The organism is Streptococcus sp. CF8_St5-17 (assembly GCF_024295665.1).
GTDB lineage: Bacteria > Bacillota > Bacilli > Lactobacillales > Streptococcaceae > Streptococcus.
The window spans coordinates 141,151-155,617 of the sequence record NZ_JANCOU010000002.1; the positions used below are offsets into that span (position 1 = coordinate 141,151).

Annotated in this window: 13 protein-coding genes; all 13 read left to right on the top strand. The window is 38.5% G+C overall.

The genetic code is table 11. The features are described 5' to 3' along the window. Nucleotides 1-69: 69 nt before the first annotated feature. The 13 genes from dprA to NMM19_RS03110 all read left to right on the top strand — a co-directional run bounded on the left by dprA (nucleotide 70) and on the right by NMM19_RS03110 (nucleotide 14,361). Complete coding sequence (dprA, locus tag NMM19_RS03050; protein WP_368407196.1) at nucleotides 70-927, top strand: DNA-processing protein DprA; 858 nt, start codon at nucleotides 70-72, stop codon at nucleotides 925-927. A 119-nt stretch (nucleotides 928-1,046) separates the two neighbouring features. Continuing rightward, entirely contained in the window at nucleotides 1,047-3,134 is a 2,088-nt protein-coding gene (topA, locus tag NMM19_RS03055) for a type I DNA topoisomerase (protein ID WP_254729912.1), read from the top strand. A 108-nt stretch (nucleotides 3,135-3,242) separates the two neighbouring features. Next, nucleotides 3,243-3,602, top strand: a complete 360-nt coding sequence (locus tag NMM19_RS03060) for a YbaN family protein (protein WP_045614983.1) — start codon at nucleotides 3,243-3,245, stop codon at nucleotides 3,600-3,602. 92 nt (nucleotides 3,603-3,694) lie between these two features. Next, nucleotides 3,695-4,327, top strand: a complete 633-nt coding sequence (locus tag NMM19_RS03065; RefSeq protein ID WP_214261831.1) for a copper homeostasis protein CutC — start codon at nucleotides 3,695-3,697, stop codon at nucleotides 4,325-4,327. Between the two features lie 43 nt (nucleotides 4,328-4,370). Then, complete coding sequence (locus NMM19_RS03070; RefSeq protein ID WP_254729914.1) at nucleotides 4,371-5,027, top strand: MmcQ/YjbR family DNA-binding protein; 657 nt, start codon at nucleotides 4,371-4,373, stop codon at nucleotides 5,025-5,027. Nucleotides 5,028-5,341: 314 nt separating this feature from the next. Beyond that, entirely contained in the window at nucleotides 5,342-6,904 is a 1,563-nt protein-coding gene (locus tag NMM19_RS03075) for a 2-isopropylmalate synthase (RefSeq protein ID WP_254729915.1), read from the top strand. 11 nt (nucleotides 6,905-6,915) lie between these two features. Continuing rightward, nucleotides 6,916-7,953 carry a 3-isopropylmalate dehydrogenase gene (gene leuB / locus NMM19_RS03080; protein ID WP_254729916.1) on the top strand — a complete coding sequence of 346 codons (1,038 nt, stop codon included), beginning with the start codon at nucleotides 6,916-6,918 and terminating at the stop codon, nucleotides 7,951-7,953. Beyond that, nucleotides 7,950-8,219, top strand: coding sequence for a DUF1294 domain-containing protein (locus NMM19_RS03085; protein WP_254729917.1), 270 nt, complete (start codon nucleotides 7,950-7,952; stop codon nucleotides 8,217-8,219). Before leuB ends, NMM19_RS03085 begins: the two co-directional genes overlap by 4 nt. 3 nt (nucleotides 8,220-8,222) lie before the next feature. Then, on the top strand, nucleotides 8,223-9,605 hold the full coding sequence (leuC, locus tag NMM19_RS03090; protein ID WP_254729918.1) for a 3-isopropylmalate dehydratase large subunit: 1,383 nt from the start codon (nucleotides 8,223-8,225) through the stop codon (nucleotides 9,603-9,605). 10 nt (nucleotides 9,606-9,615) lie between these two features. Next, nucleotides 9,616-10,209, top strand: coding sequence for a 3-isopropylmalate dehydratase small subunit (leuD, locus tag NMM19_RS03095; RefSeq protein ID WP_254729920.1), 594 nt, complete (start codon nucleotides 9,616-9,618; stop codon nucleotides 10,207-10,209). A gap of 27 nt (nucleotides 10,210-10,236) precedes the next feature. Beyond that, complete coding sequence (locus NMM19_RS03100; RefSeq protein WP_254729922.1) at nucleotides 10,237-11,016, top strand: L-threonylcarbamoyladenylate synthase; 780 nt, start codon at nucleotides 10,237-10,239, stop codon at nucleotides 11,014-11,016. Nucleotides 11,017-11,168: 152 nt separating this feature from the next. Beyond that, nucleotides 11,169-13,079 carry an McrB family protein gene (locus NMM19_RS03105; RefSeq protein WP_254729923.1) on the top strand — a complete coding sequence of 637 codons (1,911 nt, stop codon included), beginning with the start codon at nucleotides 11,169-11,171 and terminating at the stop codon, nucleotides 13,077-13,079. Further along, nucleotides 13,066-14,361, top strand: coding sequence for an McrC family protein (locus tag NMM19_RS03110; protein ID WP_254729925.1), 1,296 nt, complete (start codon nucleotides 13,066-13,068; stop codon nucleotides 14,359-14,361). The genes NMM19_RS03105 and NMM19_RS03110 overlap by 14 nt, the downstream gene beginning before the upstream one ends. Nucleotides 14,362-14,467: the final 106 nt, after the last annotated feature.

Below are 14,467 nucleotides of genomic sequence, written 5' to 3' on the forward strand. Positions count from 1 at the left end.
ATTGTTGGGAGTTTTTTTCTTTTTCTACGAATAGTTAAATAGAGAGAGAAAAAGGAGTCGATCATGAAAATTAAGATTGATAATTTTGAAATTTATAAGCTAAAGCAAGCAGGATTAAGTAATCAGCAGGTTCTGAAAGTACTTCAATACGGAGAAATTTATGATCAGGAATTGAGTTTAGAGACAATCGCTGAAGCCTCGGAGTGTCGTAACCCAGTAGTTTTTATGGAGCGGTATCATAAGCTGACTTTTGAAAGTATGGAACGTTTAAAGAAAGATTTTGAAAAGTTCCCATCATTTTCGATTTTGGATGATGTTTATCCAATTGCACTCAGTGAAATTTACGATGCACCTGTATTGCTTTTTTATAAAGGAGATTTAAATCTCTTAAAATTACCAAAGATAGCAGTTGTAGGTAGTCGCTCTTGTAGTCAAACCGGAACTAAATCAGTCCGGAAAGTCATCGAAGAACTGGAGAATGAATTAGTTGTGGTGAGCGGACTTGCTAGAGGAATTGACACAGCAGCCCATATGTCAGTTCTTCAAACTGGTGGCAAAACGATTGCAGTGATCGGAACTGGTTTAGACGTCCATTATCCCCGCTCCAATAAACGTCTTCAAGAATATATTGGAGACAATCATTTAATACTAAGTGAGTACGGACCAGGGGAAGAACCCTTGAAATTTCACTTTCCTGCCAGAAATCGCATTATTGCAGGATTGTGTCGAGGAGTTATCGTTGCAGAAGCTAAAATGAGATCTGGTAGCTTAATCACTTGTGAGCGTGCGATGGAGGAAGGTAGAGATGTCTTTGCGATTCCAGGTTCCATTTTAGATGGACGCTCAGACGGCTGTCATCATTTGATCCAAGAAGGAGCAAAACTAGCAACATGTGGGCAGGATATTCTCGCTGAGTTTGAGTTTTAGAAATAGAATCATTTCATTTAGCAAACTTTTCTTCTATTATATGGGTGTTAAGTCTTGACAGGTTTTTAAAAATGGTTTACACTTTATAAAGTTTAATTACTTTGAGAAGGTGTGATACTGTGGTAACGGCAACCAAAAAGAAAAAATCAACAAGTAAAAAAAATCTTGTAATCGTAGAGTCGCCTGCAAAGGCTAAAACGATTGAAAAATATCTAGGACGTAATTATAAGGTTTTAGCCAGTGTCGGACATATCCGTGATTTGAAAAAGTCAAGTATGTCAGTTGACGTTGAAAATAATTACGAGCCGCAATATATCAATATTCGAGGTAAAGGTCCTCTTATCAATGATTTGAAAAAAGAAGCAAAGAAAGCCAATAAAGTCTTTCTTGCAAGTGACCCGGACCGTGAAGGAGAAGCTATTTCTTGGCATTTAGCGCATATTTTAAATCTTGACGAGAATGATACTAACCGTGTTGTTTTCAACGAGATTACCAAGGATGCGGTAAAAAATGCCTTTAAAGAACCTCGTAAAATCAATATGGATTTGGTCGATGCCCAACAGGCCCGTCGTGTTTTGGACCGTTTAGTAGGGTATTCAATTTCACCAATTCTTTGGAAAAAAGTTAAAAAAGGCTTATCGGCAGGACGTGTTCAGTCTGTTGCGCTTAAATTAATCATTGATCGTGAAAATGAAATCAATGCCTTCCAACCTGAAGAATATTGGACGATTGATGGTGTCTTTAAAAAAGGTACCAAGCAATTCCAAGCTTCTTTTTATGGAATGAATGGCAAGAAGATGAAGTTGACTACCAATGAAGAAGTCAAAGAAGTTTTATCTCACCTTAGCAGTAAAGACTTTACTGTTGATCAAGTAGATAAAAAGGAAAGAAAGCGCAATGCTCCTCTTCCATATACAACGTCTTCTATGCAGATGGATGCTGCTAACAAGATAAATTTCCGTACTCGCAAGACTATGATGGTTGCTCAGCAACTCTATGAAGGAATCAATATTGGTACAGGTGTCCAAGGTCTGATTACCTATATGCGTACGGATTCTACTCGTATCAGTCCAGTTGCTCAGAATGAAGCTGCTAGCTACATCAATGAACGTTTTGGTAGTAAGTATTCTAAACATGGTAGCAAGGTAAAAAATGCCTCTGGCGCTCAAGACGCCCACGAAGCTATTCGTCCTTCAAGTGTCTTTAATACTCCTGAAAAAATTGCTAAGTATTTGGATAAAGACCAGCTTAAACTTTATACCCTTATCTGGAACCGCTTTGTAGCGAGTCAAATGACGGGTGCTATCTTTGATACTATGGCTGTTAAGCTTTCGCAAAATGGTGTTCAATTTGCAGCGAATGGTAGTCAGGTTAAGTTTGATGGTTATTTAGCCATTTACAACGATTCTGATAAGAATAAGATGCTGCCAGATATGGAAGTAGGAGATGTAGTCAAACAGATCAATAGCAAACCTGAACAACATTTCACACAACCGCCTGCACGATATTCAGAAGCAACACTGATTAAAACCTTGGAAGAGAATGGAGTTGGACGTCCATCTACCTATGCTCCAACCATTGAAACAATCCAAAAACGTTACTATGTAAGACTTGCATCTAAACGCTTTGAACCAACTGATTTAGGACAAGTCGTTAACAAGCTGATTGTCGAATACTTCCCAGACATTGTTAATGTGAAATTTACCGCTGAAATGGAAGGTAAACTGGACGATGTTGAGGTCGGAAAAGAAGAGTGGCAACGGGTTATTGATGAATTTTACAAACCATTCTCTAAAGAGGTTGCAAAAGCTGAAGCAGAGATGGAAAAAATTCAAATCAAGGATGAGCCAGCTGGATTTGACTGTGAAGTTTGTGGCAGTCCTATGGTGATTAAGATTGGACGCTTCGGTAAGTTTTACGCATGTAGCAATTTCCCTGATTGCCGACATACACAAGCCATTGTTAAAGAAGTTGGTGTTACATGTCCAAATTGTCATCAAGGGCAAATCATCGAACGCAAAACCAAACGTAATCGTATTTTCTATGGATGTAATCGTTATCCAGAATGTGAGTTTACCTCTTGGGATAAACCTGTTGGACGTGATTGTCCTAAATGTGGTCACTTCCTCATGGAGAAAAAAATCCGTGGTGGTGGGAAACAAATTGTATGTAGCAATGGTGACTACGAAGAAGAAAAGATTAAATAAAAATAATTAGGGCTGAAATGATAATTTCAGCTCTTTTTAATTTAAACTTGACAGATTTTATCTTTTTATGCTTAACTAGAAGAAGATTATTCTTTCTTAGGAGTAGATATGCGCATTATTTATCTTAGCATTGGATTCATTTCATTAGCTTTGGCTATCGTTGGAGTTGCCTTGCCACTATTACCGACAACACCCTTTCTCTTGTTGTCAATAGCTTGTTTTTCAAAATCTTCTAAACGTTTTGAAGATTGGCTCTATCATACCAAGCTTTATCAAACTTATGTTGCGGATTTTAGAGAAACCAAGTCTATTGCGCGTGAACGTAAAAAGAAGATCATTGTTTCAATTTATATCTTGATGGGAATTTCCATTTATTTCGCACCGCTTTTACCAGTAAAAATTGCTTTAGGATGTTTAACAATATTTATAACCTATTATCTCTTTAAGGTGATTCCAGATAAAGAATAGCTAAAAAAGTAATGATTTTCCTTGTTAAAAAGTAGGGTTTACTTAAAACAATATGATATAATAATATCAAATAAATCGTCAAGGAGTATCAAATGATTTACGAATTTTGTGCTGAAAATGTGACCTTGCTTGAAAAGGCTATGCAGGCTGGAGCTCGCCGTATTGAGCTCTGTGATAATCTTGCTGTTGGTGGAACGACACCAAGCTACGGAGTAACCAAGGCAGCTGTTGAACTTGCATCAAACTACGATACGACTATTATGACTATGATTCGTCCACGTGGTGGTAACTTTGTTTACAATGACCTCGAGATTTCTATTATGCTCGAGGATATTCGTCTAACTGCTCAGGCAGGTAGCCAAGGGGTCGTCTTCGGTGCTTTAACAGCAGATAAGAAATTGGATAAGGCCAACCTTGAAAAGTTGATTGCTGCATCTAAAGGTATGGAGATTGTCTTCCATATGGCTTTTGATGACTTAAGTGACCAAGATCAACTAGAAGCTATTGATTGGCTTAGTCAAGCTGGAGTGACACGCATCCTGACTCGAGCAGGTGTATCTGGCGATTCGTTAGAGAAACGTTTTGCTCACTACCGCAGAATTCTAGAACACGCTGCAGGAAAAATTGAAATTTTACCTGGAGGAGGGATTGACATGGACAACCGTCAAACCTTTATCGATCAATTAGGCGTGACACAATTACATGGAACTAAGGTTGTCTTTTAAAAAATAGAAAGGAACTGCTAGCTTTTGGTAGCAGTTTTCGCTTATGTTTGAAATTTTTAAAGCCTATCAGTTTAATAGTAAAAAGGCTAAAGAGTATGGATTTGTAGAAAATCAAGGTGTATGGACCTATAATTCGACTATCTTGCAGGGAGATTTTCTCATGATGCTTACAGTTAAGGATGGAGATTTAAATTTTCAAGTTTATGACCAAGAAACTGGTGACCTATATCCTCAAGTTCATATGGAAAGTATGAGAGGTACTTTTGTCGGAAGCGTTCGAGAGGCTTGTTTAGAAGTTCTTTATGGCATTCGAAAGGCTTGTTTTGAGGTACAGGAATTTCTCTGTCCGCAGACCAAGAGAATCATGGCGCTTGTTCAAGAAAAGTATGGCAATCAGCTGGAATATCTATGGGAGAAATCACCTGATACGGCGGTTTTGCGCCATGAAGATAATCAGAAATGGTATGCTATTTTAATGAGAATTCCTTGGGATAGGCTAGATAAGGCACGAGAAGGACACGTAGAAGTCGTTAATCTTAAGCATGACCAAGTAGCTGACTTATTACTAGAAAAAGTCATTTACCCTGCCTTTCATATGAATAAACGCTATTGGATAAGTCTTCCACTAGATGACACTTTATCGGATGAACAGGTTCTTGAACTATTTGAAAGAAGCTGGTTTTTAACCTCTAAGAAATGAAGGAACATATTTGAGTTTTCAAATACTTTCAATCGGCAAAATATTCTTTATTGAAGAAATTTTCAGAAAATATTGGATTTTTTCTTGACAAGTGATTTTTCCTATGCTAGAATACTAAACAAGACATCAAACAAAGGAGAAAGCCAAACATGAAAACAGCTAAGTTTAATCAATTTGCTTTGTTGTTGAGGTACTCGGACTAGTGCAAAAGCATTAGTCCTGTTTGGCTTACCAAGCGGGAGTAAATCAACATCTCGCTTGGAACTCCGAGTGAGATGTTTTTTCTATATCGAAAATGTGAAGGGAGAATTCTCATGCGTGTAGTTGAGTTTTTAGATACCAGTCTCCGAGATGGTGAGCAGACGCCGGGTGTCAATTTTTCAATTAAAGAAAAGGTTGCTATAGCTAGACAGCTTGAAAAATGGGGTATTTCAGCCATCGAAGCTGGTTTTCCAGCAGCTAGTCCAGATTCATTTACAGCTGTTCAAGAGATTGCCAAAGCCATGAAAACAACAGCAGTGACAGGCTTAGCTCGTTCTGTTAAATCTGATATTGACGCTTGTTATGATGCACTGAAGAATGCTAAGTATCCACAAATCCATGTCTTTATTGCAACTAGTCCTATTCATCGTGAATTTAAGTTGAATAAGAGTAAAGAGGAAATATTGGAAGCTATTAAAGAGCATGTTTCCTATGCAAGGAGCAAGTTTGAAATAGTAGAATTCTCTCCAGAGGATGCGACAAGAACTGAGCTCGATTTTCTCCTACAAGTCGTTCAGACAGCAGTTGACGCAGGTGCGACCTATATCAATATTCCTGACACGGTTGGTTTTACTACACCTGAGGAATATGGAAGTATCTTTAAATATCTGATTGACAATGTAAAAACTGACCGTCAGATAATCTATTCCCCTCACTGTCACGATGACCTTGGGATGGCAGTAGCAAATAGCCTTGCAGCTGTTAAGAATGGTGCAGGACGTGTTGAAGGAACCATTAACGGTATTGGAGAACGAGCTGGGAATGCTGCTTTAGAAGAAATAGCGGTGGCCCTCAAAATTCGCCAAGATTATTATCAAGCAGAGACAAGTATTGTTCTAAACGAAACGATTAATACGTCCGAAATGGTCTCTCGCTTCTCAGGAATTCCAGTTCCAAAAAATAAGGCAGTTGTCGGTGGAAATGCCTTCTCTCACGAATCAGGTATTCACCAAGATGGTGTTCTTAAAAACCCTCTTACCTATGAAATTATCACACCTGAACTGGTGGGTGTTAAGAGTAACAGTCTTCCGCTTGGGAAATTGTCTGGTCGCCATGCCTTTGTAGAAAAACTGAGAGATTTAGCTCTAGACTTTACAGACGAAGATATCAAGTCACTCTTTGCTAAGTTTAAAGCTTTGGCTGATAAGAAACAAGAAATCACAGACGCGGATATTCGTGCTCTGATAGCTGGAACCATGGTTGAAAACCCAGAAGGCTTTCACTTTGATGATTTACATCTTCAAACTCATGCGGGAAATGACATTGAAGCGACTGTTAGTTTGGCTAATTTGGATGGTGAGAAAGTCGACTTTAATGCGACTGGACAAGGTTCGGTTGAGGCCATCTTTAACGCTATCGACAAATTCTTTAATCAATCTGTTCGCTTGGTATCCTACACCATTGATGCGGTAACAGACGGGATTGATGCCCAGGCACGTGTCTTAGTTACTGTTGAAAACAGAGATACTGAAACTATCTTTAACGCAGCCGGACTTGATTTCGATGTGTTGAAGGCTTCAGCTATTGCCTATATCAATGCCAATACTTTTGTTCAAAAAGAGAATACTGGCGAGATCGGTCCAAATGTTTCCTACCGCGACATGCCTAGTCTTTAAAGGAGAATACCATGACAAAGAAAATAGTTGCCCTAGCAGGCGACGGAATTGGACCAGAAATCATGGAAGCTGGTTTAGAAGTTCTAGCATCGATAGCCGAAAAAACAGGATTTGGCTTTGAGATAGACAGACGACCATTTGGAGGTGCAGGTATTGGTGCCACAGGTCATCCCTTACCAGACGGAACACTCAAGGCATGTAGAGAAGCGGACGCTATTCTCCTAGCAGCTATCGGTAGTCCTCAGTATAATAATGCCGCAGTTCGACCTGAACAAGGGCTTCTGGCTCTCCGAAAGGAATTAAATCTCTATGCTAATATTCGTCCAGTAAAGATATTTGAGAGTCTCAAGCACTTATCACCCCTGAAGCCAGAACGAATTGCTGGTGCTGACTTTGTAGTAGTGCGTGAGTTGACAGGTGGAATTTACTTTGGAGAACATATGCTCGAAGAGCGCAAAGCGCGTGATATCAACGATTATAGCTATGAGGAAGTAGAGCGGATTATACGCAAGGCATTTGAGATTGCAAGAAGTCGGAGAAAAATCCTTACCAGTATCGATAAACAAAATGTGTTAGCAACTTCAAAACTATGGAGGAAAGTGGCTGAAGAAGTCGCAAAAGATTTTCCGGATGTAACCTTGGAGCATCAGCTTGTTGACTCAGCTGCCATGATCATGATTACAAATCCAGCCAAGTTTGATGTTATCGTGACAGAGAATCTTTTTGGAGATATCTTATCTGATGAATCAAGCGTTCTATCTGGTACACTTGGAGTTATGCCATCGGCTAGTCACTCTGAAAATGGACCAAGTCTTTATGAACCGATTCATGGTTCAGCACCTGATATAGCAGGTCAAGGCATTGCCAATCCTATTTCCATGATTTTATCAGTCGCTATGATGTTGCGTGATAGTTTTGGACGTTATGAGGATGCGGAGCGTATCGAGCGTGCTGTTGAGGCAAGTCTAGCTGCAGGTATTTTAACGAGAGATATAGGAGGACAGGCTTCGACTAGAGAAATGACAGAAGCCATCATTGAAAGACTATGAAACTAAACGAAGGAATTACTTTTGCTCTCTTAATTTGGAATCTTTTGATTTTTGTCATCTATGGCATTGACAAATCCAAAGCCAAAAGAGGTGCTTGGCGCATCCCTGAAAAATATTTATTATCATTTGCATTCTTATGTGGTGGTTTTGGTGCTTGGTTGGCAGGAATTACTTTTCACCACAAGACCAGAAAATGGTATTTTAAAACGGTTTGGTTCCTAGGAATAGTGACTACACTAGCAACTTTGTATTTGATATGGAGGTAATGAATGGCAGGAAAATCGATTTTTGATAAATTATGGGACCTCCATGTGATTACAGGAGAAGAGGGACAACCACAACTCATGTATGTAGATCAGCACTATATTCACGAGGTGACCAGTCCTCAAGCTTTTCAAGGATTACGAGATGAAGGGAGAAGATTGAGACGACCAGATTTAACATTTGGCACTTTTGACCACAATGTACCGACAGTAAATATCTACGATATTCGAGATGTAATCTCTAAAGCACAGATTGATAAGTTGGCAGAAAATGTTGGGGAATTCGGGATTGAACATGCGGCCCACGGTTCTGAAAAACAAGGTATCGTTCACATGGTTGGTCCAGAAACAGGACGAACACAACCAGGAAAATTTATCGTTTGTGGAGATAGCCATACGGCGACCCATGGAGCCTTTGGAGCCATCGCCTTTGGGATTGGAACCAGTGAGGTCGAGCACGTATTTGCTACTCAAACCATTTGGCAGGTTAAACCCAAGAAAATGTTGGTGGAATTCACTGGAATTCCTCAAAAAGGAGTTTATGCCAAAGATTTCATTTTAGCCTTGATTGCTAAGTACGGCGTTGCCTGTGGTGTAGGCTACGTGGTGGAGTATCGAGGTCAGGCCGTTGATGCACTTAGTATGGAAGAGCGAATGACCATCTGCAATATGTCCATTGAATTTGGCTCTAAGATGGGAATTATGAATCCAGACCAGACCACCTATGACTATCTTAAGGGGCGCGAGTGTGTCCCAAAGGATTTTGACGCAGCAGTTGCTGATTGGAAAAGGCTTGTTAGCGACGACGATGCTGTTTATGACAAGGTGATTCGTATGGATGTTTCTGAATTAGCACCTATGGTGACTTGGGGAACCAATCCTGCCATGGGAGTTGACTTTGATTCTAGTTTCCCAGAAATAAAGGATATGAATGATGAACGGGCCTATCATTACATGGATTTACAGCCAGGTCAGAAACCAGCAGATATCGAACTTGGCTATGTTTTTATAGGTTCTTGTACCAATGCAAGACTAAGTGATTTGCAACTAGCAGCTCGATTTGTCGAAGGGAAGAAAATTGCTCCCAACCTGACAGCAATCGTGGCACCGGGTTCTCGACCAGTCAAGCGAGCTGCTGAAAAGTTGGGCTTGGATAAGATTTTCCAAGATGCTGGCTTTGAGTGGAGAGATCCAGGTTGCTCTATGTGTCTAGGGATGAATCCTGACAAGGTACCTGATGGTGTCCACTGCGCCTCAACTAGCAATCGTAACTTTGAAGATAGACAGGGATTTGGAGCGAAGACTCATCTTTGTAGTCCAGCAATGGCAGCTGCAGCAGCTATCGCAGGACGTTTTGTAGACGTTCGGCAAATGCCAGAGGCCCAGTAAGGAGAGGGATATGGAAAAATTTACAGTTTATACAGGAACAACGGTTCCTCTTATGAATGATAATATCGATACCGACCAAATCCTACCCAAACAGTTTCTGAAGTTGATTGATAAGAAAGGTTTTGGAAAATATCTCATGTATGCTTGGCGTTATGTTGATGATCAGTATACTGAGAATCCAGACTTTGTCTTTAACCAACCTGAATATCGCAAAGCCAGTATTCTCATCACAGGAGATAATTTCGGGGCTGGTTCTTCGAGGGAACACGCAGCTTGGGCACTAGCAGACTACGGCTTTAAGGTCGTAATTGCAGGCTCTTTTGGAGATATACATTACAATAATGAGCTCAATAATGGCATGTTACCTATTGTTCAGCCTAGGGAGGTTAGAGAAAAGCTAGCCCAACTCAAACCGACCGACCAGGTAACTGTGGACTTGGAACAGCAAACAATCATCTCGCCAGTTGGAGAATTCCCCTTTGAAATTGATAGCGAATGGAAACACAAGCTCTTAAATGGTTTGGATGATATCGGTATTACTTTGCAGTATGAAGACTTGATTGCTGCTTATGAAAAACAACGACCAGCCTACTGGCAGGATTAGAAAAAATAGAAAAGGAAATATAGAATTATGACAAAACACATTCAATGGAACGGAACACTTTCACAAGAAGGATATGACATTTTAAAGGGTCAGGGCGGATGTATCGTTTGTCCTACTAAAGTTGGTTACATTATCATGACTAGCGATAAGGCAGGTCTTGAACGCAAATTTGAAGCTAAAGAGTGTAACCGTAACAAACCAGGTGTTGTACTTTGTGGTAGCATGGACGAGCTTCGTGCTTTAGCACAACTCAACCCAGAAATTGCAGCCTTCTACCAAAAACATTGGGACGAAGACATTCTCCTCGGTTGTATCCTTCCATGGAAACCAGAAGCCTTTGAGAAACTCAAAGCATACGGTGATGAACGTGAAGAACTTATGACTGATGTGCGTGGTACTAGCTGTTTTGTTATCAAATTTGGGAAAGCTGGTGAACAATTGGCAGCTAAACTTTGGGAAGAAGGCAAAATGGTATATGCTTCATCTGCAAACCCTTCTGGAAAAGGAAACCGAGGTAAGGTTGAAGGAATCGGTGAACGTATCGAAGGAGTAGTGGATCTTGTCATCGAAGCAGACGACTATGTTGCATCTATCCAACCAGACAAAACAGTTGAAACACGATACGAACAAGGTGTGATGGTGTCTATGGTTGATAAGGATGGCAAACTCATACCAGAACAAGGTGGAGCACGTTCAATCTCACCAGCTCCAGTTGTGATCCGTAAAGGACTGGATATTGATAAAATCATGATGCACTTATCAGATACCTTTAACTCATGGGATTATCGTCAAGGTGAGTATTATTAAGATAAAAAGAGTCTAGTATTAAGAGGAGTTGACGCTCCTAATACTGGGCTTTTTCTTTAGATATTCTTTTCATTTTCCATAGGATATGATATTATATATGTAAATAGCAAATAGCAATATTCAAACATCGATAGAAAAAAGGAGTAAGATTGATGAAGAATAGAAAAGCTGGTTTCGAAGACTTCTGCGAATGGTACCTTTCAATTAGAGAATATTTATTAGGTAACGCAATGATTGAAGACGCTTATACTGAAAAATTTAAAGAAGAGTTTCTTAAGGAGTGGCCACTTGACAAGATTTTAACTATGTCTATTGATGATTATGTCATTGGGAAAGGGGGACAAAACAACTCTTTTTGCTATGAACTAGAGCATGGAAAATACAAAACACTATTTTTGGGAATTGGTGGAGGTGGATCTTCAAAATTTGGTATTTATTGGAATGAAAAAACAAAGAGTTATAAAGATCAAGCTAATAAAGTAATTCCGCTTTCAGAGTTGGATCATCGATTTACTAAATTAAAATCAGATTTGTATGAAATTATTAAAGAAGGTATTCATTTCAAATTTGATAAACCTATCTTTGATATAAAAAAATCAACAAATGAATTTATTGGTCGTTCTGCGATGGTAACAAAATTACTTTGTATCTATTCTGAGGAAAGTTCTTTCTTCGGTGTGAATACTAATAGTAATAGAGAATTTTGGAACAGCTTTGTTTCTCAGAAAAATCAAGGAGGACCCTACCTTCAGAATCATGAAATTTGTCAACTGGTTTCTAAAACTTTTCCTGAACTAACATCTTCAATGTTAGGAAGAATACTACATGAGTATTCAAAAGGTTTTATGGACAGTAATGATAATAAACGGGAGGAACGAATGTGTACACAAATTAATCTACAAAATCCATTGAGTAGAACTTTACTCTCGTCCAAAAACCTCATTCTCCGTGGTGCACCAGGTACGGGAAAAACATATCTTGCTAAAGAAATTGCCTTAGAATTAACAGGTGGCAATGAAGATCAAATAGGCTTTGTGCAATTCCACCCATCTTATGACTATACGGATTTTGTTGAGGGGTTAAGACCGGATTCAAATGAGGATGGAACTATTGATTTTAAACTACAAGATGGTATTTTTAAGAAGTTTTGTCAATTAGCTAAAGAAGCTCAGAAGATCGGGGGGCAAGATAATTTTGACCAAGCTTGGGATTCTTACTTAGAATATATAAATGTTGCTGAAGAAAAAGAATATATAACAAGAACATCTTACTTATCTGTTAATAGTAGACAAAATTTGTCAGTAAATTATGATAGTGGTGTTCCAGGATGGTCAATACCTCGTAAATATGTTTATGAGTTGTATAAAGATAAAAATTATAATAAGCAAGAATACTACAAAAGTGGTGGGAAAACTGTCCTAGAAAGATTGAGAAAGAGATTTGGTTTGAAAGACTATATTTCCCCAACAGAAATTGATACTAATAAGAAATTCGTCTTCATCATTGATGAAATTAACCGAGGTGAGATTTCTAAGATTTTTGGAGAGCTCTTTTTCTCTATTGACCCTGGCTATCGTGGTGAAAAGGGAAGTGTTTCTACTCAATATGCAAATTTACACGAAACTGATGACAAGTTTTATATCCCTAAAAATGTCTATATTATCGGAACTATGAATGATATTGACCGATCAGTGGATACCTTTGATTTTGCTATGCGTCGACGTTTCCGTTTTATTGAAGTTACAGCTGAAAGCCAACTAGGAATGCTGGATGATGTTCTTGGCGATAAAGCTGAAGAAGCGAAGGCGCGTCTAAGAAACTTGAATGCCGAAATTGAGAAAGTTCAGGAATTAAATAGTCATTACCATATCGGACCAAGTTATTTCCTTAAACTAGAAGAAGTAGACTTTGACTATGAGTTACTCTGGTCCGATTATCTTAAACCACTTTTGGAAGATTACCTGCGTGGTTCTTATGAAGAGGATACGACACTGATTACTTTGAAAAAAGCGTTTGATTTGACAATTCAGCAAGATATTGGTGATGACGATGCAGTTAACTGATAATCAACAGAGCATAAGCAAAGAAGAGTTTATCGCAAAGTATCCTAAAATTAGTCAAGTTTTTTTAGATAGAACCCTAGATAATCTCTCTCAAGAAGATAGTATCTTTATATTTCCAAATGACCTGAAAAATTCACTTAATTTGGATAAGGACCTAAAGATTTTGGAAACAGTCAATCAGAAAATTAAGACAGGAAATGTGATTGGTTTTCTGGGTTGTGGTCAGGAGAGATTAACGATTTCATCTCGCTTTTCGAGTAAAAGTGATGACTATTTTTTGCATTATCTATTGCAGAAAGTTCTAAATATCAATCTCACTAGCTTAGATGTAGGGTTATCGTATGAGGATAGACTCTATCAACTTTTAATTTACCTCTTTCCAAAGTATCTGGAAGGTGCTATGCGAAAGGGACTTTATAAGGAATACCAGAGGTTTTCTCATAATGATAGCCATATTAAGGGAGTGATTGATGTAAGAAACCATCTCAAGAAAAATCTTCCTTTCACAGGTAATATTGCTTATACAACCAGAGAGTTTACTTTTGATAATCCAATAATGCAGCTGATTCGTCATACGATTGAGTACATTAAAAATCAGAAATCTCTAGGGAGAAGTATTATTGATAGTAATCGCGAAAATATTACAGAAATAATTCGTGTAACCCCATCTTATAAACTAGCTGATCGTGCTAAGATTATTCGACGAAATCAAACTAACCCCCTTCGTCATGCCTACTTTCGAGAATACAGAAAGTTGCAAGAGCTGTGTCTGATGATATTAAACAGAGAAAAGCACGGTTTAGGATATCAAGAGCAAAAAATTCATGGCATTCTCTTTGACGTTGCTTGGCTTTGGGAAGAATATGTTCATACCTTGTTGCCAAAAGATTTCATACATCCACGCAATAAAGAAAAGAAAGATGGTATCTCTGTATTTTCTGGTGGGAAACGAAAGGTATATCCAGATTTTTATAATAGGGAATTAAAGACTGTACTAGATGCTAAATATAAAAAACTAGAATTGACTGAAAAAGGAATCAATCGTGATGATCTATTTCAATTGATTTCTTATGCTTATATCTTACAAGCAGAGAAAGCTGGCTTGATTTTCCCTAGCATAGATCAGACAGTAAGTAGTGAAATAGGAACGGTTGTAGGTTATGAGGTCTTGCTTAAAAAGTGTTCTATCCAAATTCCTCAGAAGGCTTCATCCTACAGCGAATTTTATGAAATGCTGGGGATATCAGAAAAAATTTTTCAAGATAATATAAAACAAAAATAGAGAGCTCATAATCTCTCTATTTTTTATGAAATCACAAGTAAAATCCGAACATAATAATTTTAATGTTTCAAAATGTTTGACAAAAACTTTACCTTAGTTTATAATC